This window comes from Mesobacterium pallidum (genome assembly GCF_019966535.1).
In the GTDB taxonomy this organism is placed as follows: Bacteria; Pseudomonadota; Alphaproteobacteria; order Rhodobacterales; family Rhodobacteraceae; genus Mesobacterium; species Mesobacterium pallidum.
Window position 1 is genome coordinate 38187 of the sequence record NZ_JAIMID010000024.1, and the last position, 24902, is coordinate 63088.

Sequence of the window (24902 nt, forward strand, 5' to 3'; positions counted from 1 at the left end):
TTTATCACAACATGGTACAGCGTATTCACTGGCATGTTTGTGCCAACTCAAAGTTTGAGTGAGCATGATATAAACCTACCTGATCTAGGAGATTGACAGATTTCGGTCTTACTCAAGCCAAGATTCTGAAACTTGGCATTCGACTCGGCGCGCTTAATGTGTCAAGTTTATTCCATCGTGAAGGCAGAGTGAGCTAGCTGCGGGTCCAAACCCAGCCGAACCACTAAAGCGACAGGCCAACGGGGTGTCTGTGCGATGCCGCTAGCGAAGGGTCCGGGGTCCACACCCGGACCCGTCTACTTATAAGGGCGAGTTGATGGCAGGTCGTAAGCAAAGTGATATTCTGAAGAAGCAGTTGGAAATTCGGGCTAAACTTTGGCCGGAAGTAAATCCTAAGATGCTTTGGAGCATGGATAGCGACGGCTGGGTTGCCGTGCCGCGCCTCATGCCTTTGATGATGAGCATAATGGATGATTTGTCTGGCAAGGGGTATCCTGTCAGTCGCACTTATCTCGAAATGTGGGCGCGTCTGCGAGACGAGCAGTTCCTTACCCTGAATCGCCCCGAGGAGATGGCGTTTCATGCGGGGTTCGAGGGTCAGCGTGCGCTGCGCACCTGGAAGGACCGCGTGCAGCGCCTTGCCAATCTTGGGTTCATTGGCTTGAAGCCAGGTCCGCTAGGCGACTCGTCCTATGCAGTGTTCTTCAACCCCTATCATGTTGTGAAGCGTGCGTATCTGGACGGCAATGTTCAGGAGCGGAAATGGCAGGCGTTAGTCGTCAGGGCAAATGAAGTCCGTTCGTTCGATCTGGATGAACTTGATGACGATGGCAAACTCATCCCTGATGCGGAGGAGGAAGACGCCAAGCCCGCCGCCAAGCCGAGGGCAAAGCGTAGGCCCCGAACCAATCGAGTCACGAAGACGAGCTAGAAGGGTATCTCGTCGTCCACGTCACCAGATGAAGTTGTTGATGACAGCGCTCCTTTAGGAAGCGGCAGATTTGTGACTATGAAAAGGTTGAGTATGTCTTCCCTATCGATGAACATGATCTGCGACCGCTTCGCCGCATCGAGTTTGTTCCCAAGCCAGTTACGGGCCGCTTTGGTTATTTCGCCCCCTGCAACGATGAAGGCATGATCGACCAGCACGCGCCGATTAAGTTCAGGGTCAAATATCTCATGCCCAAGCATCATGCTTACCTGATTGTGGATCTCGGCAACGTTTCTGGTGCTGACGCCAGATGCATCCAGTTTACCCTTCTTGGCTTGGAGACCAAAGTACAGGACGTGGAGCGTCGGTAAGGTAAACTTCATCCACACGTCCTTGCCGTATTCAAGCGCCTTGTCTTTGTGACCGGCATTGGTGATGCGATGGAACCCGAGTTGACGAAACAGCGGTAACAACACCTCCTCGATCAACTCGTCCTCCGAGCTCTTGTCGAGGTATACGGTGAGCTGGTCCTTTCGCTCTATCTCAGCGGGCGTCAGTGGTCGGTGCGGGTTTGCCATCTCCGCCACGGTGTTCGTCGCCACGTGCTTTAGCTGACCGATGCCCCTCTCATCGTAGAACGCTTCCCACCCTTCGCTCCGCAGCACCAGGTTGAGGGCCGCCAGTGCTTGGCTGCGGCTATCGTCACCCTCCTGCGCTTCGCTCTTGTCCAGCACATTGCGAATGATGCGGAGAAATGCGTCAGGAGGGGCGCTTGGGCTTGCGTGCGGTTGCGCAAGCACCTCCTCTAACCGCTCAGCTACCCATGCCCATCGGGTTGACCCGTCATGGACATACGGCAGGTCGCAATCGTTGAAGAACTCGCTAATAAAACTGCTCGATCGGTACGGAAAGTCATCCACGTTTCCGCACACTATGTCAGCCAGCGCTCGAAGGTTTCGGCTCTTCCATTTCATAGCTAGAACTTATCGTGAACATCAATAGCAGGCAAGGGACGGACACGGTCGTCTCCATGCTGCGGTTGGCATCACCAGCAGCTTTGGCTGAAATTGTGTGATCCCGGCACTTTTGCCGGTCTCGCTTTGAGCGATAGACAGGGCAGGGGATCGACGGGCTGACGCCCGCTCACCCCAACCCTGACATTTTCCAAATCCTGTTGATCCGCCTGCCATCCTGGCGGGTCCGAGAAAACCGGCAAGCGCCGCCTGTGGCGTCGGTTCCGGTCGAGAATTCCGGTTCCTCCCACGCGCAGGCGCGCGGTTCCCTCCCAAATTCACGCCCTTCACCCGGTTGTCACGGCCCCACCAGGCCGCAGGACGGGCTTTGCCCTTACCTGCTCTGCCGTTCGGAATGCATGGGCATTCCAAACAACAGAACAGGAAGGCCCGCCCATTGGCGGAAAGGGAAACAGACCCCGACCGCATCACGCGAGGAGGGTCACAAATGACCAAAGAGAAATTCGACGTTTACACCCATGTCACCAATCAGATTGTCGCGCAGATCGAGGCGGGAACGCCGCCGTGGCGCAAGCCGTGGACCGGTGGCGGGGTATCGGTCAGTTTGCCGGAACGGTTCAACGGTGAAGCCTATCGGGGCATCAACATCCTGATGCTTTGGGCGACAGCGATGACCAAGGACTACAGCTCAGCCCGCTGGATGACGTTCAATCAGGCCAAGCAGTTGGGGGGCCATGTCCGCAAGGGCGAGAAATCCGCTACCGTTGTGAAATACGGCACTGTCGAGCGCGAGGACGAGAACGGCGAGGAGCGCCAGATTCCCTATGCCAGGGCCTACCGCGTGTTCAACGCCGACCAGATCGAGGGGTTGCCGCCCGAATTCTACATCCAGCCCGATCCGCCCCGTGATCTGGGCACCGTGGCCGACCCTGCGTTTGAAGCATTCTTTGCAGCAAGTGGCGCACAGATCGACAGCACCAAAGAGCCGCGCGCCTACTACAACATCAAGACGGACCGCATCCACATGCCGCCGATCGCGACTTTTCATCGGGCCGCAGGATATTATGGCACCTTGGCGCATGAGCTGACCCATAATGCCGATGTTCGGATTATGCCGCGTTTTTGCTGGCGATTGCTTTTTTCGTTGGGTTCCTCGCGTTTTCAGGCTGCATAAGACGGCGGCAGAGATCGTCCGTCTTTCAACCAGAGAGAGGTCGGTTTGGAAAACCGCCATGTGCACGTTTCGACAGCGCCAATCGCATCCGCCCTCTGCCATAAGCGCAACCTTCAACCAGTGAAGGAAATGCTTATGAAAAACGACGAAAAACCTGATCAGACAATCCGAACGCCGCAATATGCCGACAACCATGCGGAACGCTTCGGACGTCGGATCGAAGAGGAAGGATACAGTCTCCGTTCCGTTGCCAGCTACAAGGCCACAGCCGAGGTGCTCTGGGCCGCGATGTTGAAGGCGGACCTCGGGCCCGCTGACTTGACCAAAGATTGTATGGACCGACTGATGGTGCCGGTTATCGACACCGCTTCTGCGAAAGACAAAAAACATTGTCGATACCGCATCAATCGGTTCTGGGACTACTTGATTGAGAACGCGGGCGCACCGCAGCGTTCTGTGCCGCCCCTCGATATGTCACCAAGGGCTGTCCTGAAACGGGAATACGAAACCTACCTCCGCGTCCAGCGTGGCCTATCCGAGGACACCATCTACCACTGCTTGCGGTTTTATGACCGCTTCCTGACTGCCAAGTTCGGTGCCGGTCTGGGCGACCTCAACACCATCAAGCCCGACGACATCACGGGGTTCATACTTTGGTTGCGAAAGGAGCAAAACGCGCCGCGTGACAAGACAGGCCCGTCGCATCTTCGCAAACTCTTCCAGTTCCTGTTCTGGAGCGAAAAGACCGAGCGCAACCTGAGCAACGCCGTGCCAAAGGCGCGCCAACCCAAACCAACCGGCATTCCGCGGTATCTTGAGCCGGAAGAGGTCAATCGTCTCATCGAAGTGGTGCGCGGCCACAAGAAAACGGGTCGGCGCAACTATGCAATGCTGATGCTGATCGCCCGGCTCGGTCTTCGTGCGCCGGAAGTTACGGCAATAGAGCTGGACGACATCGATTGGCGCGCCGGCGAAATCCTGATCCGCGGCAAAAGGCAGTTGCAGGATCGGATGCCACTGCCGGCGGAGGTTGGCGAGGCGATTGTCGATTACATCAAGAATGAGCGCCGGGGGCCGGAACGCGCGCTGTTCGTCTCGGTGAAACCGCCGTTCAAGAGGTTCAAGGACGCCCAAATCCTGCGCTGGATATTGCGGGATGCCTACGATGCGACCGGCATCAGCCCGCCGCAAGCGTATATCGGCACGCACATTCTGCGACACAGCCTGGCCACCGATATGCTGCGAAAGGGCGCTTCACTAGCCGAGATCGGGGATGTGCTGCGTCACCGATCCGCGATGACCACGACCATCTATGCGCAATACGATGTGGATGCCCTGCGCTTGATCTCGCGCCCCTGGCCGACTTCGGGAGACGTGCAATGAAGACGCTATCTCAACGACTTGACGAATACCTGGCCCTGCGGCGCTCGATGGGCTTTGATCTTTCTTTCGACGAACGTGTCCTGCGCAAGTTCACGACTTATGGCGATGAAAACGGATTCGATCGGATCTCGACGCCCTTGTTCCTTGATTGGAAAGCGAACTACGGCAGCGCGGACAACAACACATGGTCTTGCCGCCTTGGAATGGTCCGCAGGTTCGCCTACTGGCTCGCGGAACACGATGATCGGACCGAAACCCCGTCCAGTCAGCTTGTCACAGGTCGCTACCGAAGACGGGTGCCGTACATTTACACGCCCAGGCAGATTGCAGACATTGTTGCGGAGGCAGGTCGGCTGCCGTCACCCTACGGCCTCCGAGCCGCATTGTGGCAGACCCTGTTCGGTCTGATCGCGGTGACAGGCATGCGCGTGAGCGAAGCTTTGTCTCTGGATCGGCAGGACGTCGATCTGAAACGCGGCTTGCTCACGCTCAGAAACACCAAAAATGGCAAGGACCGGCAGCTTCCCATCAACGGCGGCACCGTTGAGCGGCTTGCTCACTATGCCGGGTTGCGGGACCGGCTGGTCCCGCGTCAATCATCCCGGTTCTTCATCAAAGAGGATGGCGAACCGGCGGGAGATTGTGGGGCACGCTACAACTTCGCGCAGGTCGGCAGAAATATCGGCCTTCGGTCACCGCAAGCCTTCAACCGCCACGGCCATGGACCGCGCATCCATGATTTGCGGCACAGTTTTGCCGTCCACACCATCCTGGACTGGTTCCGCGATGGCCGGGACATCGAGGCCGAAATGTACAAGCTCAGCACCTATCTCGGCCATTCTGAGCCAAAGCACACATTCTGGTACATCGAGGCCGTGCCAGAATTGATGCAACTCGCTGCCGCGCGGGCTGAACAGCAGGTTCTGGAGGGCGCATCATGATCGCGACCTATCCCTTGCCCGTCTATGTGCAGCGGTTCTTCACCGAGCGGCTGTTAACCCAGATGCAGGCCAGCCCAAACACGATTGCCAGCTATCGCGACACCTTCCGGCTCTTGCTGAGATACGCCGAGGCGCAAACCAGGCTGCCGCCGACTGAGCTACATGTGGCTCATATTGACGCCGACATCATCGGGCAGTTCTTGACCTTCTGCGAGGAGAAACGCGGCAACAGCGCGCGAAGCCGAAACACGCGCCTCGCGGCCATTCGCTCGTTCTTCAAATATGTCGCGGGCTGTGAACCCCAGTTGCTGCATCATTGCCAGAAGGTGCTGGCGATGCCCTCCAAGCGGCACGAAAAACGTGTCGTGGACTTCCTGACCCGTGACGAAATGGAGGCCCTGCTGAAGGCGCCCGACCAATCGACCTGGTTTGGGCGGCGAGATCGGGTCCTGCTCCTCACAATGATCCAAACCGGCCTGCGTGTATCGGAGCTGATCGGCCTGCGCGTCAGGGATGTTGAACTCGGCACGGGGCCGCACCTGAGGTGCATGGGCAAAGGCCGCAAGGAACGCGCGACGCCACTTCGGGCAGATAGTCGGGATGCTGTGAAAGCCTGGCTTGCCCAGATTGACGCCGAACCCAACGATCCCCTGTTCGCGACAATCCGCAGAACGCCTTTGAGCCGCGATGCGGTTGAACGGATCGTTCGGAAACACGCGGCCGCGGCCGCCTCGACCAGTTCGACGTTCAGATTGAAACGCGTCACGCCGCATGTCTTGCGCCATACCGCCGCAATGCAGCTTCTGCAGAGCGGTGTTGACCGAACGATCATTGCGCTCTGGCTGGGCCATGAGTCGGTCGAGACGACACAGGTCTACATCCATGCCGATATCGAACTGAAGGAAAGAGCGATGGCGCTGACAAAGCCGGTCGACGGCACGGGCGGACGGTATCGACCGGGCGACGAACTGCTGGCATTCTTGGAGGCGCTCTGAACTATGCCGACACGCCGCGCCGGTCTTCCCACAGCGCAACAGGTTGTGCGGATCGGCGCGGCATAATCCGAACATCGGCATTATGGGCCAACTCATGGGCCCAGACCCCGTAGAAGTTCCGCGGGTTCTCAAACCGCGTGATGGACGGCATGTAGACCTTGTCCACGGGCGGCAAATAGTACGCTTCCGTGCCCGTGAAGACGGTCGTGATGTCGATAGCGTCGAAAAACGCCTGCATGTGCGGGATGGGTTCAGCGGGCGGATGCTCGGGCGCGGGCTCCGGGTCCGGATAGAAGCTCTCGGGCAAGCCCTCGATCTGACAGGCATTGAACACGCGGTAGGATTTCTGGAAGCGGAAGACGCGGGCCTCCTCGGAGTGATCATTGCTCTCCCCCTGATCATCCTCGCCGTCGGCGTCTTTCCGGCTTTGACCATAATAGACGACGACAGAGGACTTCTCGCCCTTGCGCACCTTCGCGTCCAACGCATTGGCCTGCGGCAGCGTCATCCAGAAGGGCGAGCTATGGCCCGCCATGACGGTGCGCATGGTCAGCAGGAAGTTGTTGACCCCTTGGTAGGGCTCACCGCCCACGCGCAGGGGGCGTGAGCTGCCGCCTGCCGTCCAGGGCTTGCGCCACGGCAGAACGCCGCGCTCGATGATGCGGATGATTTCGTTCGTGATGACCTCGGAGGCATCAAATTTGGGCGTGCGGGATCGGGCCATGGCTGGCCTCCTTTCGTGTGTGGGTGAGATGTTTGGGGATCAGATTTTCTGACTGGGCCGCGGATCGTTGGCGACCTTCGCGCCAAGCGCTTCGACCATGTCGATGTAGGTGGTCAGCGAGACAGACTGGCCGGCACCTGAGTGGTCAGCGTCGACCGATCCGCCTCGCACCACCCGCGGCAGGTTCGCGAAGGCAATAACATCGGTGACGGGTCGGATATCGATGAAGGGCGTCCCGAGTGCGACCGCAAGAGCGGCCAAGGGAAATCGTTCGGTCGGCGCGAAACTCGACACGGTGGTCCAACCGAGATGGATGAACGTCCCACCCTCCCCGCAGATCACGTGCGCGTTTGGCAATGACGCCGCCTGCCTGAGATAGCCGAGATCGCGGAGAACGGCTTTCCGCTCGAGCTTCCGTGCCAGCCCTGTCTGACCGGCTCGGCGCAGCTCTCTATGCCGCCACCAAGAGGCAGCGGTCGCGCGCAACACGCGCAAGACACCTGTTTGCATGGGAATGCCCTTCATCCGGAAAAACAGACCGGAACCCGGCCCGGACCCATCTGAGGGACCCCAAAGGCCCTCATCCGTCAGTCACAAAACCCGAAGAACACTTTCTCTTTCCAACCGCCAACTGGACCGCGGAAACTGACAAGGGTCCGACACCACCGCGGTTCCCAAGGGCTTCATACAGTCAGTGCCGGTTGGGGTCCAAGATCGGCAAGGAATATCGGCAACCCCAGCCCGGACGCGGCAATCGTCGCCCTATTATCAATGACTTATCTGATTTTCTCGATCGGCAAAAATCGCGCCTGCTGCGACTTTTCGGGCCCAAAAATCTGGATGTCCGACGTTCAGAGCAATCCCGCGTTACGGATTAGCTTGGGAAACGAAGGTGCTGCACCCCCTGCCACCTTGCAATTCAGCAATAATGTCGCTATATACCGTCATTATCACTGTAGGGGCATAGATCATGCACATCACGAACTTTGCAGAAGCTGGGCAATTCGAACCGCGCAAGATCGCCGCAGCCTTGCGCACTTCGGCTGAGGAAATCGCATTGACCGTTGGCTTGGGCAAAGATGCGTTGCAGAGGCGAACCCGCATCGGTTCGGACAAGACGCAGCGTCGCCTGCGCGAGTTGGTTGAGGTGCTGAACAAAGTCGAACCGCGCTTCGGCTCAGAACTGATGGCCTATGCATGGTACCGGTCAGAGCCCCTGCCCGGCTTTGATGGCCGGACAGCCATGCAGCTGGTGCAGGAAGGCAAAGCTCAGCAAGTTCTGGAATACATCGATGCGGTCGATGCGGGCGTCTTTGCCTGATGCCGCTGAAAGATGGGCGCTACACAGGGCCACTCTATCGCGCCCTGAACCCGGTCTATGCGCGTGAACCTCTCTCCGGACGAGGCGCTGAACTCTATGGAGGGCGCTTCAACGCCAAGGGCACCCCTACGCTCTACACCTCGCTGGATCCCGCGACCGCTCTTAGAGAAGCCAACCAGGTCGGCAGCCTGCAACCCACGATCCTGGTGTCCTACAAGGCCGACCTTGGGCCTATTTTCGATACCCGCCATCAGGACGGACTTGACCGGTATGGCGCGACCGAGGCGATGCTTGCCGACCCTGTATGGCGCATGAAGATGCTCGATGGCCAATTGGTGCCGACACAGGAGTTAGCACGCGCCCTCAATGCGGATGGGTTTGCAGGGCTTCTGATCCAGAGTTTTGCCAAGGGCGCGTCATCATCGGACTTCAACATCGTTTTGTGGGGCTGGGCTGGCAAAAACGGTTCTTTGGAAGTTGTGGATGACGAAGAACGGCTGTCACGCATGTGAGTTGTGAGACTTGGTGCCGGATCTGTCCACCGCGGTGGACATCGGCCGGTCGGAGAAACACGGAATGACCGCGCAGAAGCGCCCTATTGGAATTTGGCTCGGTAGCTATGATGCGTGTGGAAAGACCGCGGGTCATCCTGCCGTTACCCATGTTGGGCCGTTCGTGGTTGTAAGACCAGAGCCACTCCGTGGCAATCTGCTGAACCGCCTCAATGCTTTCGAAAATGTAAAGGTCCAGCCATTCGTGCCGGACCGTCCGGTTGTAGCGCTCGACATAGGCATTCTGCTGGGGCTTGCCGGGTTGGATATAAGACAGGGTGATGCCCTTGTTCTCAGCCCATTCCATGAGGGTGCCGCTGATGTATTCCGGGCCCTTATCGAAACAAATTGTTCCAAGAGCACCGCGCCATTCGATGATCTGGTTCAGCGCCCGCACGACCCGCTCAGCAGGCAGCGAGAAGTCGATCTCGATGCCCAAGCCCTCGCGGTTGAAATCATCCAGGACATTCAACAGCGAAAACTGGCGACCGTCGCCGAGGCGATCCGCCATGAAGTCCATCGACCACACCTCGTTCGGTGCGTCCGGCACAGCCAGCTCATCAGGTTTGTCCCGCTTCATCCGTTTGCGCAGCTTGATCCTGCGGTTCAGTTCCAACTCGCGGTAGATCCGATACACCCGCTTGTGGTTCCAGCCATGCCCCTAGACGTTGCGCAGGTAGAGAAAGCACAGACCGAAGCCCCAGCTCTTCTTCGCTGCTGTCAGCCCCAATAGCAGATCCGCGATTTGCTCGTTCTCATCGTCTAGGTTGGGGCTGTACCGATAGCAGGTCTCACTGACGTCGAACGCCCGGCACGCCAGCGCAATGCTGACCCCCTTCATCGCCACCGCTTTCACGGCCAACTCTCGGCGCTGAGCTCGCCGTCTCATTTTTTCCAAGCGCCTCCTTCAGGAGGTCATTCTGCATGCTGACGTCGGCATACATGCGCTTCAGGCGTCGGTTCTCCTCGGCCATCGCCTTCATCTCGCTAATCAGGCTGGCGTCCATGCCGCCGTACTTCGCCCGCCATTTGTACAGCGTGGCGCTGCTCATGCCATGTTCCCGGCACAGTTCGGCGGCAGGCACAACGCCCTCCATCTGGCGCAGCACGCCCATGATCTGCGCCTCGGTGAATCGTGTCTTCTTCATCGGAATCTCCTCGTTCATCCTGCCGAGAAAATTTTTCTTCCGCATCTCCTTTAGATCGGTGGGTATTACCATTGGACTAGTTGCCGGTCAGACGTCCACCGCGGTGGACACTAGGCGGTTTGCATAGCAGTTTTGGATAGACGCTTGATCAAAGCCATTGGATCAAACTGGTCTTGACGTTGGCCCAAGGTAATACTGTGAAAATACGCTCCAAAGTCCCTGATACGTTTTCCAAGTTGTAGCATGATGAAGATCGCGCATGACGCTTTCTGAGCTCCGACTGCATTCTTGGCTTTTTCGAATGTATCTGGGTGAATCCCCATCATGGGTGCAAGTGTTCGAGCATGGTTTTCAATTTCCAACCAGTTTCTAAGTCTCTCTGTGGAGAACGACGTCGCTTGATCGCAAACTGAGGTTAGCAAGTCTGGTTTCAGAGCTTCATTGCCTATGTTGCTATCTAAATCTTTTTTTTCTTCTTCAGACTTAGATTGGTGCCGGACAGTTTGTCCGTCATTGGCGGGCAATTCTACAGTTTCTGGTGGGTCATCTGGGGTATGTAAACTCTGGCATTCTCTGTCTGTGTCTGCGAGTAGCGCGTGGTATTCAGGAAGGCTCAGCTTCCTGCGTAGAGCTCTCCGTGCGTGGCTGATGAATGTGTTGCTGGGATCATGCTCTTCCAAGTGGGCGAGTTTTGTGAGGATCTGTTTGCGGGCAAATATCCGATCCCGCCGGTTATTTTCCATCTCATGTGCTATGGCGATAAGCTCGTTCGCACGTTGGAGGAGGGGGGTTAGAGATAGTCCATAACTGATGCATTCCCCGCTGGACGAGCGAACGCGGTAGCGCTTTCGGTTCGAGCTGTCATTGCGCTTGATGAAACCGAGTTCAACGAAACGGTTGATGTGTCTGCGAAGGGTCCGTTCGTCGATACCGCCGACGCGCTGGCAAATCGAGTCGTTGGACGCGAAAACCGTTTCCCCATGGCCGGGCTTCAAGAAACTGAGCATGGCTTGAAGTGTTTGGATATGGCCAGGACGCAGACCGAATACGCTACGTGCATCTCTCAGTGCCCTGAAGATGGTCCAGATGTCGGTTTCAGCCGCAGAAATTGAGCCGCAAGATGCATCAGCACCATCGGTTCTGATCGATAGTTTTGTAAATGCCATGGTTTGTTCACGACGACCGTTCGGCCCACAACTTCCCTGTCTCTTCCCAAGATTTCGCTCAGGAAAAGGCAATAAAAATCCGTCCACCGAATCGGTGACTCTTGACCAGTTTGCTGGAGGTTGCTACATCATGAGTGCTAATCGAATGATGAGGGCTCTCCAGGGGAAACTTTGGGGGGCTCTTTTCTTTCTGGTCTTCGCTTTTCTCCTCTGCTCGCGTTACTCGGTGTGGCTTGGGTTAGGACCCAGAGCCGCTCTCATTCCGCCACTGTTTGAAGAGCTGCAAAAGCGTTGCCTCCGCGCGCTCTTCGAACCATCGGCCGAATTCTGGGTTGTCCTTCTTGGCGATCTTGATGGCGATCGTTTTCTGATCGACTGTCAGTGTTCCCACGGAGCTACCGTCCCCGTCTTTGACGACGGACGTTAGGCTGCGGTTGGCTTGCTTCTTGTCGCTACGCGCCTTGTTCGAGCAAGCCGAGTAGACTGCCTGAAACTTCTCCGCGCTTGGAGTGTCGTCGGGCAGGGCGGCAATTGCCTCTTTGGCCGTGTTCACCAGATCTATCTTTTTTGAGAACGCGGCCAGGTCACCCCACTGCCGTCGTCCGATGCCATGTGCCGGCCCGATCAGCTGTACAAGCCCTTCTGGCAGTTGCTCTATGACGACGCGATGGTTGGATACGCCCTGCCGTGTCAAGCCTAGAGCATCCTGAATAACGTTTGGCTTGTAACCTGATTCCTGCATCTCTTTGATAAAAAGAGATTTCTCGATGAAAGACGGGTCTAGTCGGAGGTTGTTCTCTTGGCCCTGTGCGATCAGAGATGCGTCGTCATCCAAGGTTCGAACGATCGCCTTGACCGTTCCGCCGACCATGCGGATCGCTGCAAGTCTGCGTCGGCCGTAGATGATACGGTATCTGTCCGGTTGGGCCGATGGACGGACCATAATTGGCACTTGTTGCCCATGCTTGCGAATGCTTTCGGCCAACTCATCAATACTGGAATCCTCCAGTACCAACCGATCGCGCAGACCATCCATGTCAATCTGATCGGGCTCGATGTCCCGAATGGAATTCGCGGTAATCTCGCGCAAAGAGTCGCGCAATCCGCCAACAGATCCTGGCAGTTTTGCCGCTTTTGGCGGGGTAGGGGAGGGGGCCGCGCTCTGCTTCTCGTCCTTTGGAGGCTGATTGAAGATATTTCGGGCCATCAGCGACGCCCCCATGCCATTTGGATTGTTTGTTCCAACTCATCGCCAACGCCGTTCACGCTGGTCAGAGCGCGATCAATCGTTTTCCTGATGAACTGGCTCGGATCAACTTCGTAGACGGTTTGCTGGGTCATGCCGGCGTCCGAGATTGCTGTAGACTTCAGCATTGGCTCAGTCATGACCTGACCGGCCAAGATCGATCTCAGGTAGCCCGCCATTTGCGTCTGAGGCCCGTCCGAAGGCTCGTATCTCGTTATCAAGAACTTAACGAAGTCCCAGGTAACGCGCCGGCCAATGGCTTCTTCGACAGCCTTCACCGTTTCCGAAGCAAGCTTGAGGAACTGGCTCATAGAAGCAATGTCGAGCATGCCTGGTACCACCGTTACCAGGAGCCCCGTCGAGGCTGCCAACGCCGTTAGGGTAAGAAAACCAAGTTGAGGTGGACAGTCGATCAGAACGATGTCGTAATTCGCCTCTACTTCCTCAAGCGCTAAGGCGAGACGCTCCGCAAATATGGGCTGCACCCGGCGGGCGAGGGCGTTTGCCGTCTCAGTTTCGTATTCCGAGAGCATTAGGCCCGCTGGGACCATATCGAGCTTATGGAAGTAAGTTTTTTGGATAACGGCCGAGAGCGGAACTTGTTCCTCATATCTCAGGGCATCATAGATTGTGCCGCCTTCAGCGAACTCGAGCTCAGGCCGAAAGCCGAAAAAGGTGGTCAAACTTGCCTGCGGATCGAGATCCAAGACCAACACTCGGTAACCTCGCAAAGCATACCGTTGTGCAAGATGGATCGTTGCTGTTGTTTTTGATGATCCGCCTTTGAAATTGACGACAGATATCACCTGGAGACGATCGCCGTCACGTCGACCAGGGCGGTAGCTTTCTGCGTTCTTTCCGGTGCGCCCCAGAATGTCGCGCAGCTTATCGATCTCCTGGGCTGTGTAGAACCGGTGTCCGCGGTTGTCTGTTTGAACTTCCGGGAAGCTGCCGTCCTTGTGCCGGTTGCGCAGGTTAGATGTGCTCACGCGCAGGAGGCTGGCAACTTCGGTAGAACTGAAACGGCGCAGGGACTTTCGTTCTTCGGGCTCGAAAGCGATCTTCATCTGGCGATCCAAAGATTCAGCCAGATTGTCGGCAAATGCTCCGATGTCGGAAGAGCCTATGCCTTGCGCGTATCCAACGTTACGATCATCCATGTCCTGCCGCCCACTCTCGGCCTCTGTTGAGGCTCTTGGTCATTCTGACGGTGTACAGCGCGTCTGACGCGTTTTGCCGTCAGAACGGGAATGCCACGATCAAGTGAGTCCGGCAAGAAGAATCTAGATGTAGTGTGAAAGTTATCCACAGCACCAATACGTACAGTCACATCAAGATAACCGCAAGTTGTTGATTTTACGGCAATAAGTCCACAAGACCGTGCTTCAAGCCGCTCATGAGGATTGTTTGGACGGTATTGGCTAAACCCATGCAACCAATGGCACAATTGACCTTCTGACAGTGTTTGGAGCGATAGATTCAGCTGTTTGAGCCTCTGCTAGTTACAGTTGGGAGTGAGCCGATTCTGATGAAATTAGGCCAAGCCGCTCCGCGCGTTCGAGCAACATTTTGACCGAAGACGGCTGCCAGCTGGTACGACCTCGAGGGGTCCGTTCGCGCATCGATTCCAGCCGGTCGCAGATCGCCTGCAGCGTGATTTCGGGGTCCGCGCCTTTGATCGCTGCGACGATGGCCGGCAGGCGGTCATTGGTTTCGCGGCGTCCGGCGCGGCCAAGCACCTCGGCAGGAAGGAAACCGTCTCTGACATAGGCCTTCACAGCGCGGAGCAGTCGGCTTTGTGTCCAATGGCGATCTGGGGACAGTCGGCCATTGATGATCCGCAGCAGGTCTTCCCAGGCCATATCCGGCCGCAAGCGGCGCACATGGGGCACCCAATCCTGCGCGGTCTCGTTGAGGCGCTCCATATAGCCGTCCTGTCGCGCAAGCCGCACCTTGCGCAGCGCGGCGGGATCCTTGGCGCGTAGCCCAGGATTGCCACCAACGCGCCCTTTGGCGCGCGCAGAGGCAAGCCCGGCCTTGGTGCGTTCGCGGATCAGAGCGCGCTCGAACTCGGCCGCGGCACCCAGAACCTGCAGCGTGAACTTGCCTTGCGGGGATGCGGTGTCGATGGGATCCTGCAGGGAGCGGAAGAAGGCGCCCTTGGCCTCCAGACGTTCGATCACCTCCAGCAAGTGCGACAGAGACCGCGCAAGCCGGTCGATCCGCACAACGACCAGCGTATCGCCGCTCTGGACGCGTTCGAGCACGCGTGCCAGCACCGGTCGCGCGCGATTGCCGCCCGAGGCGTGCTCTTCAAAGATCTCGACGCAACCCGCAGTTTGCAGGGCCTCAGACTGGGGCAGGGGGGTCTGATCCTCTGTGGAAACACGGGCGTAGCCTATCAGGGGCATGAAATCGGGCCGTTTGCAATTTAAGGTATCGCTAATAAACGACCGTTTGTAAGCGAATGCAAGTGCCGGCTCTGTGGGGCTGTTCAGTCCAAAGCCCTTGGTTCCCTTACGCTGAGCGCGATCAGCGAGCTCTCGCAGACCATTGCGCGCACGTGCTATATAAAGTGTGCAGGCGCACCCTGACAAAACCCTTGGGTAAAATGCCAAAATGCCATATTTTGCACATATGGAGCCTCAAGCATGTATAAAGTATAATATTTTTGATGATCCTCTTGAGGATGCGGAGGAGCTTGAAGAGACTTCTGAGGACGACCTGTGGTTCTTGCCCGGTCCGATGGAAGAGGAGCCGCATTATCTGCCGCCCGGACCTAGGGCCGAAGTGCGTGAGACCGCTGTTCTTGACGATTGGCGACGTGCCGAGGCGGGCCATGCTGCCCGCCTTGCCCGTGTGGCCGGCCGGATCGGGGCGCTAGACGACCGTCTGAAGCGTGGCCCGGAAGGCTGGCGGCACAGGCTTGCGTTGATCGAGGCGGCAGACCTCAGCTGGTTTGCAGGCGACCGAATTGGCCCGGATCGGCTGGCGCTCTGGATATCCATGCGCTTGTCCGGCGTGCAGGACGACACCGCAGCGCTTGCGCGTGTCGGATGGGCGGTGCGGCGTCTTACAGGCGGTCCCGGCCCAGACGTGGACCTGTCCGCCTTCCTCGATCGCCGTGACCCCGAGAACATGGTGGATGAAGCCGAGCCCTTCGCGGATCGCGCGGGCGGGTGGCTTGACCTGATGGCGCAAGCCGCCGACCTGCACCCGATCACGCGTGCCTGCATGGGGTTTCACCTCTGGAGCCTCGCGGGCCTCGGACAGCAGAGCAACCGAATGGAAGCGGCGGTCACGGCGTCGCGCATTGCCGCGCATGAGGGCGAGGGGGCAATATTCGCACCCCTGGCCATGGGTGGGGCGGGGGCGCTGCGCGCCGGCGGCCCCCCGGCTGAACGTTTGGCGCGCTGGCTCGAGAAAATGGAAACGGCCTGCCTGACCGCGATGCGGCACCTCGACGATATCGAGACATGGTCGGCGCTGGCGGAAGCCGAGATGACCCCACTCTCGGGCAAGACGCCGCCAGCCCTGCGCGGAGTGCTGACCGAATGGCCCCTGGTCTCTGCCCCTATGGCCGAGGCCCTGACCGGAGCCAGCCGCGCCGCTGTCCAGCGCAACCTCGCCTGGATGGAAGCGCGGGATCTGGTCCGCGAGCTAACAGGGCAAGGACGGTTCCGAATGTGGCGCGCCACAAACTGATTGTCGAAGCGATCTGTGCGCGCCGATGTTGCGTCTATCCGCAGCACGGCTGAAACGGTGAGGAGCACCGTTTTGCAGATGCTCGAGGTCAAAGAGTTCGGCTGATCGGCTGAGACAATTCGGCTATCGCCACGTCCCCAACTACCATGAAAGCATTGTCGACTGGGTCGTGACCGGTCTGCGGGTATAAACCGGACAGACCATACAACGCTCCAAGCGACGAACGAGCCGTTGTCGCAATGGCCTGTCCAGTGATGTCTTCTTGAAAATCGCCTTCGGAAAGAGCAGGGGCAGGACATGAAGCTGCAAAATCTCGAACGCCATCAAGCCTGGATCTACCTCGCTGCCATCCTTTCCGGTCTGGTCTTGGGCTCGCTCGCCCCCGGTATCTCGGGGGTGTTCGAGGCGCTGCTTTGGCCGGTGTTGGGGCTTATGCTTTTCACTACCTTCGCTCAGATGCCGCTAGCGCACCTGCCGCGCGCGACGCGCGACCGGCGTTTCATCGGCACCATGTTGATCGGCAATTTCGTCCTGGTGCCGCTGCTGGTCTGGGGGCTGATCGCGTTCCTGCCTGACGATCCTGCGCTTCGGCTCGGGGTGCTTGTCGTGCTGCTGGTGCCCTGCACCGACTGGTTCATCACATTCACCCATCTCGGTCGCGGCGATGCGGTGCGTGCCGCGTCCGCGACACCGATCCTCCTCGCGGTTCAGTTCGCCTGTCTGCCGCTCTTCCTTTGGCTTTTTCTCGGCGAGGCATTCTTTGAGCTTCTCGCCGCCGACCGCATTGCCGCCGTCTTTGCGGCGCTTGTCCTGCTGCCGCTCACAGCGGCTTTCCTGCTGGAGCGTTGGGCAGAGGCGCGCCCGGAGCGGGCCGCGATCGTAAATCGCCTCGCCTGGCTGCCGGTTCCGCTTCTGGCTGTCGTGGTGTTCCTGATCGCGGCCTCGCAAGTCGACGCGGTACGGGATGCGCTGCCGGTTTTGGCGCAGGTGGCGGGCGCCTACGTCGCCTACCTCGTCGCCGCAGCACTTCTCGGTGCGGCGACCGGGCGGGCGGCCGGATTGTCCACTAGCGGGTGACGAACGGTCATCTTCTCGCTCTGAACCCGCAACTCCTTCGTCGTACTTCCGCTGGTGCTGGTGCTTGGACCGGAGTGGAACGTGGCGGCCGTGGTCATCGTCTTCCAGTCGCTCGTCGAGCTCTTCGGCATGGTCGCCTATCTGTGGATCGTGCCGCGCTATCTGGTCCCCGAACATGCGGCGACCACGCAGGACTCCGCGGGGAACGAATGATCGCAAACAACGGCGCTGGCACCATTGTCCGCTTGGCTGACATGCATGGGCGTCCTCAACTATGGCCCTTCAGGTCACCTCCGTCAGCGCGTCGATCACAGGGCATTCAGGGACATCGTCACCGGTGCATTGCGCCACGGTGGAAGACAGCACGCGTTCGATGCGTTTGAGATCGTCGATCTTGGCGCGGACCGAGGCGAGATGCGAATTTGCCAGACCCTGCACCTCGCCGCAGGTCTGGGCACCGCCATCGACCAAGGCGAGCAGATCGCGGACTTCGTCGAGCGTGAACCCAAGCTCGCGCGCGCGCATGATGAAGCACAAGCGCGCGACATGCCGATCATCGTAGACGCGATAGTTTTTGCTGGAGCGCGGCGGCTCGGGCATAACGCCGATGTTCTCGTAGTAGCGAATGGTCTCGAGATTGCAGCCGGTCAGCCTGGCCAGATCTCCGCGCCTGAGGACCTTCACCGATCTGTGACGATTTTTCACGTTTGACCCTCTTGAGCCTGTACCTGCTACAGACCCTAGATTGAGATCATCACTGAGGCAAGGATGATTCGAACCATGACTGAAACCACATCCGCCGACCGGCAGACGGCAATGGACGAAACAGGGGCTGCCGACAAAAAGGCATGGACGACAACCTGGCTCGGCGCGCTTGGCGCGCTGGCGATGACCTCATGCTGCATCCTGCCGCTGGTGCTGGTCAGCTTCGGCGTTACCGGCGTTTTCATTGCGCAGCTGGGCGTTCTCTACCAGTACAAATGGATCACCTTCGCGCTGAGTGCCGCCTGCATCGGCTATGGATTCTACAAGGCCTACCGTCCGATCCCGACTGAGGCCTGCGCGGATGGCACCTGCGCGCGCCCCATGAACCGGAAACTCATGCGATCCATTCTTTGGATTGCCACCGCCATCGTCACCGTCGCGATGATCTTTCCCTATCTCACCCCATACCTTCTGTCCTACTGAAAGGCCGAACCCATGAAGTCACTCCATCTTGCCCTTGCGGTCGTTGGCACTCTCGCAGCTTCCCCCGCCAGCGCCGCCGAACAGCGCATCAATATCGGGGTAGGCGAACTGACATGCCCGACCTGCTCCTACACGGTGGCGGCGGCCATGCGGGGCGTTCCCTCGGTCGAGATCATCGACTTCATGGAAGGAGAGGAATTCGGCACCGGCACCTACATCGTCGCCTTTGATGACGAGGCCGCCGATCAGGACATGATCGTCGAAGCAATCCGCGCCACCGGCTATTCGGCGGACATCGTCGAGTCCGGCGATTTCTGATCGCATTCACCGACCCGCACTCGGAGCTGGAGACAGCATGACAGACATGAACAATAACAATGAACCCACGACCCTTTTGCGGCGCGGCCTCATCGGCAGCGTATTTGCGGCGATCTGTTGCTTCACGCCGTTCCTGGTGCTGATCGTCGCCGGGGTCGGACTTTCTGCCGTTGTTGGTTGGCTCGACTACGCGCTTTTCCCGATGCTCTTCGCCTCGCTGAGTGCGGTTGCATATGCCCTGTGGCAGCAAGCCGGCAGACCAGGGCACAGTCCGAAAGCCCTTCTCATCGGCTTGGCGGTTGTTCTTTCGGCTCTGCTGTTCTGGCTGGAGTTCCGCTTTGCTCTGCGGATCTCGGTTGCCGCCGCTTTGGCGGTGGCGGGATATGCGCTCTGGCTCAGAAAATCAGGCAGTTCAGCAGTGAGCCGGATCAAGAGAAACTGGCACAAGGAAAGGAACAGGTATGACCAAGACCTATGACCTCATCGTGATCGGCGGCGGCACCGCTGGAAATGGCGTCGCCCGGATGGCCGCGGATGCAGGCTGGAGCGTCGCCAGCATCGACAGCGAACCCCATGGCGGCACCTGCGCCCTGCGCGGCTGCGACCCCAAGAAAATGCTGGTCGCGGTCACCGAGGGTGTCGAATGGGCCGAAAACATGGAAGGCAAGGGGCTGGAGGCGCAACCTTCGGTCAACTGGCCCGACATGATCGCCTTCAAGCGCAGCTTCACCGAAGCTATGCCACCGCGCATCGAAGCCGGGTTGGAAAAAGCGGGGATCGACGTCTTGCATGGGCTGGCACGGTTCACCGGCCCCAATACGATCGAGTTGAACGGCGAGACCCTGACCGCGAAGCATTTTCATATCGCCACCGGCGCGCGGCCGATGACGCTGAACATCCCGGGCGAAGAGCATCTGACCACCAGCACCGAATTCCTGGAACTGCCTGAGCGACCGAACCGCATCGCCTTTGTCGGCGGCGGCTTCATCGCCATGGAATTCGCCCATATTGTCAAGCGGGCGGGCGCGCGCGAAGTGACAGTGCTGGAGATGATGGACCGCCCCTTGGGTCCTTTCGATCCCGACTTGGTCGCAATGCTGGTTGAGGCAACCGAAGAGCTCGGCGTCGATCTCCGCACCAAGGCGAAGGTGGCGAAGATCGAAAAGCAGGGCGACGAATTCACCGTCACGGTGGAAACTCCCGACGGCACCGAAACGATCACTTGCGATCTGGTGGTGCATGGCACGGGCCGGGTGCCCAATATCGATCGCCTTAACCTTGAGGCCGCCGGCGTCGAATACTCACGCCGTGGCATCAAGGTGAGCGACGCGATGCGCACCACCAATCCGGCGATCTTCGCCGCGGGCGACTGCGCTGCCAGTGGGCCCAAGCTGACCCCGGTGTCCGCCTTCGAAGGGCGTGTGGCAGGCAAGAACCTGCTGGCTGGAGAAGACGAGCGTACCGTGGATTATCCGCCGATCCCGTCGGTAGTCTTCACCCTCCCGATGGTGGCCACCGTGGGCTTGTCGGAAGCGGTGGCCAGGGAACAGGGGCTGAAGTTCGACACCCATTTCGAAAAGACAGGGGACTGGTATTCGTCGCTGCGCGTCGGCGCGAAACATACCGGATTCAAGGTTCTTGTCGAAGAGGGCAGCGGACAGATCCTCGGCGCGCATCTGATCGGGCCGGGCTCCGAGGAGCAGATCAATCTTTTCGCCATGGCCATGGGTGCCGGGCAGACCGCCAACCAGATCAAGGCCATGATTTTCGCCTATCCGAGCTATGCCTCCGACATCGGTTCGATGGTGTGATTCAAAATTATTGATCGGGGCCGTGTCGCGATACCGATCGCAAGCTAAGGAAGAACCAATGGACCAAACTGTAACGAAAGACGATTGCTGCACTGCCAGTGAAACCCGCGATGACAACTACGATCTCATTGTCGTTGGTGCCGGCTCGGCCGGGTTTTCTGCCTCGATCACGGCAGCCGATGCCGGAAAGCGCGTGGCGCTTATCGGGCACGGCACCACCGGCGGCACCTGTGTGAATGTCGGCTGCGTGCCGTCCAAGGCGATGATCCGCGCCGCAGAGGCGGTGCATGGCGGCGCGTCGGCCGCCCGGTTCCCGGGCGTCGAGCCCTGTGATCATGCGGTGGATTGGGGTGCCGTAGTGCAAGGCACCACCGATCTGGTCGAGGAGATGCGGCACAAGAAATATATAGACCTGCTGCCCGCCTATAAAAGCGTTACCTATATCGAGGATGGCCCGGCGCGATTGGTCGAGGGTGGCGTCGCTGTTGGAGGACGGGTGATATCCGCCCCGCGCGTCCTGATCGCCACCGGCTCGCGCCCCCACCTGCCAGCGATCGAGGGGATCGACACAGTGGAGCCCCTCGATTCCACCGATCTATTGACTTTGCCTGACCGGCCCGAAAGCATCTTGGTGCTGGGCGGCGGCTATATCGGCTGCGAGCTGGCGCAAATGGCTTCAAGGCTGGGGGTGAAGGTCACGCTAGTGACCCGCTCGCGCCTCCTGCCGGGCGCCGAACCGGAGGTGGCCCAGGCGCTGACGCAAGCGCTGAAGGCCGAAGACATCGCGGTCGAGACCGGTCTTGCTTACGTCTCGGTCGCGAAAGCTGCGGGCGGCGTCAATCTGACTGTCGAACGGGGTGGCAAGACCGAGGATCTGACCGCCGAACGGCTGGTTGTGACCACCGGCCGGATCGCCAATTCCGAGAACCTTGGATTGGAAGAGCTTGGCATCGAGACCGACGCACGCGGCTCTATCAAGGTCGGTCAGGACATGGCGACCACGCGTGCCGGCGTCTGGGCCGCGGGCGATGTCACTGACCGTGACCAGTTCGTCTACATGGCGGCCTATGGTGCCAAGGTGGCGATCAACAATGCCCTTGGATTGGAGCAGATGCGCTATGACAACGCGGCGATGCCGTGGGTCGTGTTTACCGACCCGCAAGTGGCCGGCGTCGGCCTTTCGGAGGTTGAGGCCAAGGCGGCGGGGCACAAGGTCAAAACCAGTGTGATCACGCTCGACAACGTGCCCCGCGCCGTCGCTGCACGCGATACCCGCGGAGTGATTAAGCTGGTGGCCGACGCGAAGACCGACCGCCTGCTGGGCGGTCAGATCGCAGCACCGGAGGGGTCGGACACGATTCAGACACTGGCAATGGCGCTTATATTCGGCATGACCGCACGGGCGCTCGGAGAGACGATCTTTCCTTATTTGACCACGGTCGAAGGGCTGAAACTCGCCGCACAAACCTTCGACAAGGATGTAGCCAAACTCAGCTGCTGCGCGGGGTGAAAAGACGAGAAATTCCGGCGACACCGACTCATAAGCAGCGCTCATTGTGAACCAGCGCGTACAAAGCCACAAAGTGCTTGTGGCGGTCAGCATTCTCTCGGCATGGAGGCTGACGGCGGTAACGGATAATCACATATTAGAGCCAGCAGTGCACATCCCACGTTCTGTCATTAGGTTGGTTATTGTGGCGGGGTTCATAAACAGACCGATCTCATCAAGATGGAAAGTGATCGGGAGTTGCCGAGAACGTCGCTGGGTCAACAATTGGTCATTACATTAGCCCTGTCTATTTGATCGCCCGCAATACAAAGAAAGAATCGCCATGAATACAGTTGATACTGATTCTCGCACAACAGGTTCACTACCCGCATTCAACGCCCGAACTTTAGGGTTAATGTTCGTCGCAGGTTTCTTTGCGACCGTCGCGTTCGATCTGTTGGGTCAGATCATCAGCCCGGGCTTGGGCTTTTCGCGGTTGTCACCGCACGGGCTAGCGAGGAGCTTACTCGGCAGCCTTGGTCTGCCGAACGGTGATTTCGCAGGATATTTCGTACATTTTTATCTTGTTGGCCTGATTGGCTATCCCGTCGGTTGGTTGTTCGTCTTTAGACCAATTTGGCACCGTATCGCGGGGCAGACGAACTGGTTTTTGCCCTCGGCGATTTATGGGTTCGGCCTGTGGGTGTTCGCCATCGGGGGCACTACTTCTGTCGCAGATCTTCCCTTCTTTCTGAATTTCACCGGCATTGCCTGGGTAGCGCTGGTGGGTCATATGCTCGGGACCGGGATCATGAAAAAGCGTGGCACGCTACAATTTCCGGGCCAGAGACCAGTCACTATGGATGAGAAATCACCGTCATTTGCCGGTAGCCCTATTGCAGGAAATGCAATTCTTGTTGACGGTGATCGTTGGACCCACTCCTGATGTGAGCCAAGCGAAAGAACCATCAGCTTTCGTCCGGAAACCTTCAATAGGAAGCGAAAACCGTGCGTATAGTCGAACTCGGTTCCGGATCATCCGAGTTGCTGGGCTGTGTCCACGACAGGTAAACCCCTTCATTCGTTCGCGCCGTGCGCGGGAAGTTGACCGAACCTGCGCCGTTGTTTCGCGCAATCAGTTGCAGGTCCTTACACTGCTGACCGGTTGTGATCTGGCAAGCAAGGATCACCTCGCTCTCATTTGCCCATTCGACCCACGTCACGAACGCAGTCTGAGGGTCCAGCATGAGAATATCGACCCGACCGGCGGGAATCCCGAGGCTGACTTTCGCCGGATCGCCAAAATTTCTGCCACCATCGGAAGAGAACGCAACCTTGACTTCCGGCTTGTCATTTGCAGCCGTGAACCAGGCCACGGCGGCTGTTTGACCGGCGGTCGCGATGGCGGGGCCATTGACCGGGCAGCCGGAGATTTCCCAGCCGTCATTGTGGACGTTTGTTGGTTCTGACCACATGCCGCCTTGGTGTCTTACGACAGATATATCCCTGATTTCCGCATCTGTTCTGTCGCGGTATGCGACAAGGACGGTGCCATCGTCCAGCGATGCGGCGGACGTCTGGCAGCATGAACAGGTCTGCGCATCGACAAGAACATCATCGGTTCGCGTACCTTCGGGCGTGATCCGGGTTGCGCGCAACTGCATTGCATCCGGGTAGTTGCTGGCTGCGCTGGTGAAAAGCGGCTTGTCATATGCGCGTCCGTCAAGCCAGACAGACATCAAGGAACCGTCTTCGAGCGGCTGGAGCGTGACAAAACCGTGTTGGCTAACCGACCGATCATCATGTGGCGTTATCGGTGCGCTCCATGTCAGGCCCTCATCCGGCGAAAGAGAGATCTTGACGTCATAGGCATAGTCGTTTTTGGAATTTTCCCACAGCCAGTGAGCCGCAAAGGTACCGTCATCAAGCGCAACAACGGACGGAAAATCGGCCCAGTTCACGAAGAGTTCGTCGGACACGGTAACAGTGCGGGCCGCGCTCCATTCTGCGTCTTCAAGGACCGACAATTTTACCGCAAACCCGGCAGGGTGTGGTTCGGTCCAACCCAGCAGGACCCGATCATCCTGCAGTGCGAACAGGGTGGGTTCCTGCGCATTGTTCCCGACCGGTGGGTCTAGGTCGGCGAACTCCAATGGCTCGGCAAGGACCATGCCCGCCGTCATGCCCATGAACAGATGGGCCACAATCACGCCAGAATGGATTTTTGATGGCATTGCGCACCTTTCCGATTATCAGACCAGCGTCATTCACAACCTGAGCATAGGCAAATTTTGGCGAGTGCCATGTAAACTTTTGTATGACGGGCCTGTGCTTGTTGTTAAGAGCGATATCCCGTTGTGGCACAGCTTCGCGTCAACGGTTGGCGCAACCACCGCTCCGACCTCAGCTGACTTGCATCCAGGTCGCCATGCCATCAGCCTGATGGCTCAGCATATGGCAGTGCAGCATCCACGCGCCGGGATTGTCGAGTACGCACACAATCGTCATCGTCTCGCCCGGCGCTACGAGGGTCGTGTCGCGAAGGTGGGTTCGCGCACCATTCTGATCGGTTTCCCAGAAATGGTGGCCATGCAGGTGGATACCGTGCGGAAAAGCAGTGTCGTTCACCATCCGCACCTGCACTGCTTCATCACGTCTTGCCGAAATCAGCGGTTTGTTCGGCTGAATAGCCCCATGGTTCGTGGACGCCTTCTTCCCTAATTTTTGAGGCAAGGAGGCCACGATGGGCAAAGGCAACTA

General features: G+C 58.6%; 25 protein-coding genes and 2 pseudogenes. 16 read left to right on the forward strand and 11 right to left on the reverse strand.

Annotated elements, in window-relative coordinates; all coding sequences use genetic code 11:
* Nucleotides 1-316 precede the first annotated feature (316 nt).
* Entirely contained in the window at nucleotides 317-931 is a 615-nt protein-coding gene (locus MF270_RS24365) for a hypothetical protein (protein WP_238368336.1), read from the forward strand.
* Here the strand turns inward: MF270_RS24365 and MF270_RS24370 are convergent.
* Nucleotides 928-1905: a restriction endonuclease gene (locus tag MF270_RS24370; protein ID WP_238368337.1), complete on the reverse strand. Its 978-nt coding sequence runs from the start codon at nucleotides 1903-1905 to the stop codon at nucleotides 928-930. The genes MF270_RS24365 and MF270_RS24370 overlap by 4 nt on opposite strands.
* A gap of 487 nt (nucleotides 1906-2392) precedes the next feature.
* Between MF270_RS24370 and MF270_RS24375 the strand changes: the two genes are divergently transcribed.
* From MF270_RS24375 to MF270_RS24390, 4 genes are all read left to right on the forward strand, one after another.
* Nucleotides 2393-3079: an ArdC family protein gene (locus tag MF270_RS24375; RefSeq protein WP_238368338.1), complete on the forward strand. Its 687-nt coding sequence runs from the start codon at nucleotides 2393-2395 to the stop codon at nucleotides 3077-3079.
* A gap of 135 nt (nucleotides 3080-3214) precedes the next feature.
* On the forward strand, nucleotides 3215-4462 hold the full coding sequence (locus MF270_RS24380) for a tyrosine-type recombinase/integrase (RefSeq protein WP_238368314.1): 1248 nt from the start codon (nucleotides 3215-3217) through the stop codon (nucleotides 4460-4462).
* Nucleotides 4459-5403: a tyrosine-type recombinase/integrase gene (locus tag MF270_RS24385; RefSeq protein WP_238368315.1), complete on the forward strand. Its 945-nt coding sequence runs from the start codon at nucleotides 4459-4461 to the stop codon at nucleotides 5401-5403. The genes MF270_RS24380 and MF270_RS24385 overlap by 4 nt, the downstream gene beginning before the upstream one ends.
* On the forward strand, nucleotides 5400-6398 hold the full coding sequence (locus MF270_RS24390) for a tyrosine-type recombinase/integrase (protein WP_238368316.1): 999 nt from the start codon (nucleotides 5400-5402) through the stop codon (nucleotides 6396-6398). The genes MF270_RS24385 and MF270_RS24390 overlap by 4 nt, the downstream gene beginning before the upstream one ends.
* A gap of 82 nt (nucleotides 6399-6480) precedes the next feature.
* Here the strand turns inward: MF270_RS24390 and MF270_RS24395 are convergent.
* A pseudogene (locus MF270_RS24395) lies at nucleotides 6481-7122 on the reverse strand (ArdC family protein); the annotation flags it as partial.
* Nucleotides 7123-7161: 39 nt separating this feature from the next.
* Nucleotides 7162-7647, reverse strand: a complete 486-nt coding sequence (locus MF270_RS24400; RefSeq protein WP_197919452.1) for a hypothetical protein — start codon at nucleotides 7645-7647, stop codon at nucleotides 7162-7164.
* Nucleotides 7648-8092: 445 nt separating this feature from the next.
* On the opposite strand from MF270_RS24400, the gene MF270_RS24405 reads away from it, so the two are divergent.
* Both MF270_RS24405 and MF270_RS24410 read left to right on the forward strand, forming a co-directional pair.
* Nucleotides 8093-8443 carry an MbcA/ParS/Xre antitoxin family protein gene (locus tag MF270_RS24405; protein ID WP_152467386.1) on the forward strand — a complete coding sequence of 117 codons (351 nt, stop codon included), beginning with the start codon at nucleotides 8093-8095 and terminating at the stop codon, nucleotides 8441-8443.
* The gene (locus MF270_RS24410) at nucleotides 8443-8955 is read left to right on the forward strand and encodes an RES family NAD+ phosphorylase (RefSeq protein WP_152467387.1); all 513 of its coding nucleotides are present in this window, start codon (nucleotides 8443-8445) and stop codon (nucleotides 8953-8955) included. Before MF270_RS24405 ends, MF270_RS24410 begins: the two co-directional genes overlap by 1 nt.
* Before the next feature lie 103 nt (nucleotides 8956-9058).
* On the opposite strand, the pseudogene MF270_RS24415 reads toward MF270_RS24410, so the two are convergent.
* From MF270_RS24415 to MF270_RS24435, 5 genes and pseudogenes are all read right to left on the reverse strand, one after another.
* Nucleotides 9059-10142: pseudogene (locus MF270_RS24415) on the reverse strand (IS3 family transposase); the annotation flags it as partial.
* A gap of 110 nt (nucleotides 10143-10252) precedes the next feature.
* Nucleotides 10253-11308: a plasmid replication protein RepC gene (gene repC, locus MF270_RS24420; RefSeq protein ID WP_152467388.1), complete on the reverse strand. Its 1056-nt coding sequence runs from the start codon at nucleotides 11306-11308 to the stop codon at nucleotides 10253-10255.
* Nucleotides 11309-11546: 238 nt separating this feature from the next.
* Complete coding sequence (repB, locus tag MF270_RS24425) at nucleotides 11547-12515, reverse strand: plasmid partitioning protein RepB (protein WP_232237241.1); 969 nt, start codon at nucleotides 12513-12515, stop codon at nucleotides 11547-11549.
* Nucleotides 12515-13714: a plasmid partitioning protein RepA gene (repA, locus tag MF270_RS24430; RefSeq protein WP_152467390.1), complete on the reverse strand. Its 1200-nt coding sequence runs from the start codon at nucleotides 13712-13714 to the stop codon at nucleotides 12515-12517. Before repA ends, repB begins: the two co-directional genes overlap by 1 nt.
* Before the next feature lie 342 nt (nucleotides 13715-14056).
* Nucleotides 14057-14965 (reverse strand): recombinase family protein, encoded by a 909-nt coding sequence (locus MF270_RS24435; RefSeq protein ID WP_152467450.1) that lies wholly within the window; start codon nucleotides 14963-14965, stop codon nucleotides 14057-14059.
* Nucleotides 14966-15191: 226 nt separating this feature from the next.
* Between MF270_RS24435 and MF270_RS24440 the strand changes: the two genes are divergently transcribed.
* The 3 genes from MF270_RS24440 (at nucleotide 15192) to MF270_RS24450 (ending at nucleotide 17549) form a co-directional block, all read left to right on the forward strand.
* A complete protein-coding gene (locus MF270_RS24440; RefSeq protein WP_076695219.1) occupies nucleotides 15192-16259 on the forward strand; it encodes a hypothetical protein in 1068 nt (355 codons plus the stop codon).
* Between the two features lie 297 nt (nucleotides 16260-16556).
* Nucleotides 16557-17336: an arsenic resistance protein gene (locus tag MF270_RS24445; protein WP_231886354.1), complete on the forward strand. Its 780-nt coding sequence runs from the start codon at nucleotides 16557-16559 to the stop codon at nucleotides 17334-17336.
* A 54-nt stretch (nucleotides 17337-17390) separates the two neighbouring features.
* Nucleotides 17391-17549, forward strand: coding sequence for a hypothetical protein (locus MF270_RS24450; protein ID WP_231886353.1), 159 nt, complete (start codon nucleotides 17391-17393; stop codon nucleotides 17547-17549).
* 69 nt (nucleotides 17550-17618) lie between these two features.
* On the opposite strand, the gene MF270_RS24455 is transcribed toward MF270_RS24450, so the two are convergent.
* Nucleotides 17619-18020, reverse strand: coding sequence for a MerR family transcriptional regulator (locus MF270_RS24455; protein ID WP_037953553.1), 402 nt, complete (start codon nucleotides 18018-18020; stop codon nucleotides 17619-17621).
* A gap of 96 nt (nucleotides 18021-18116) precedes the next feature.
* Here MF270_RS24455 and MF270_RS24460 point away from each other — a divergent pair, with 96 nt between their 5' ends.
* The 6 genes from MF270_RS24460 to MF270_RS24485 all read left to right on the forward strand — a co-directional run bounded on the left by MF270_RS24460 (nucleotide 18117) and on the right by MF270_RS24485 (nucleotide 23088).
* On the forward strand, nucleotides 18117-18524 hold the full coding sequence (locus tag MF270_RS24460) for a mercuric transporter MerT family protein (RefSeq protein ID WP_009824452.1): 408 nt from the start codon (nucleotides 18117-18119) through the stop codon (nucleotides 18522-18524).
* Nucleotides 18525-18536: 12 nt separating this feature from the next.
* Complete coding sequence (locus MF270_RS24465; RefSeq protein ID WP_048535538.1) at nucleotides 18537-18842, forward strand: heavy-metal-associated domain-containing protein; 306 nt, start codon at nucleotides 18537-18539, stop codon at nucleotides 18840-18842.
* Nucleotides 18843-18879: 37 nt separating this feature from the next.
* Nucleotides 18880-19320, forward strand: coding sequence for a mercury resistance system transport protein MerF (gene merF, locus MF270_RS24470; protein WP_081285561.1), 441 nt, complete (start codon nucleotides 18880-18882; stop codon nucleotides 19318-19320).
* Nucleotides 19304-20653: a dihydrolipoyl dehydrogenase family protein gene (locus MF270_RS24475; RefSeq protein ID WP_050672455.1), complete on the forward strand. Its 1350-nt coding sequence runs from the start codon at nucleotides 19304-19306 to the stop codon at nucleotides 20651-20653. Before merF ends, MF270_RS24475 begins: the two co-directional genes overlap by 17 nt.
* 58 nt (nucleotides 20654-20711) lie before the next feature.
* Nucleotides 20712-22163: a mercury(II) reductase gene (merA, locus tag MF270_RS24480; protein ID WP_076695217.1), complete on the forward strand. Its 1452-nt coding sequence runs from the start codon at nucleotides 20712-20714 to the stop codon at nucleotides 22161-22163.
* 322 nt (nucleotides 22164-22485) lie between these two features.
* A complete protein-coding gene (locus MF270_RS24485) occupies nucleotides 22486-23088 on the forward strand; it encodes a hypothetical protein (RefSeq protein ID WP_231886352.1) in 603 nt (200 codons plus the stop codon).
* Nucleotides 23089-23131: 43 nt separating this feature from the next.
* On the opposite strand, the gene MF270_RS24490 is transcribed toward MF270_RS24485, so the two are convergent.
* Nucleotides 23132-24376, reverse strand: a complete 1245-nt coding sequence (locus tag MF270_RS24490; RefSeq protein WP_050672453.1) for a sialidase family protein — start codon at nucleotides 24374-24376, stop codon at nucleotides 23132-23134.
* A gap of 169 nt (nucleotides 24377-24545) precedes the next feature.
* Nucleotides 24546-24884 (reverse strand): multicopper oxidase domain-containing protein, encoded by a 339-nt coding sequence (locus MF270_RS24495; RefSeq protein WP_336246057.1) that lies wholly within the window; start codon nucleotides 24882-24884, stop codon nucleotides 24546-24548.
* Nucleotides 24885-24902 lie beyond the last annotated feature (18 nt).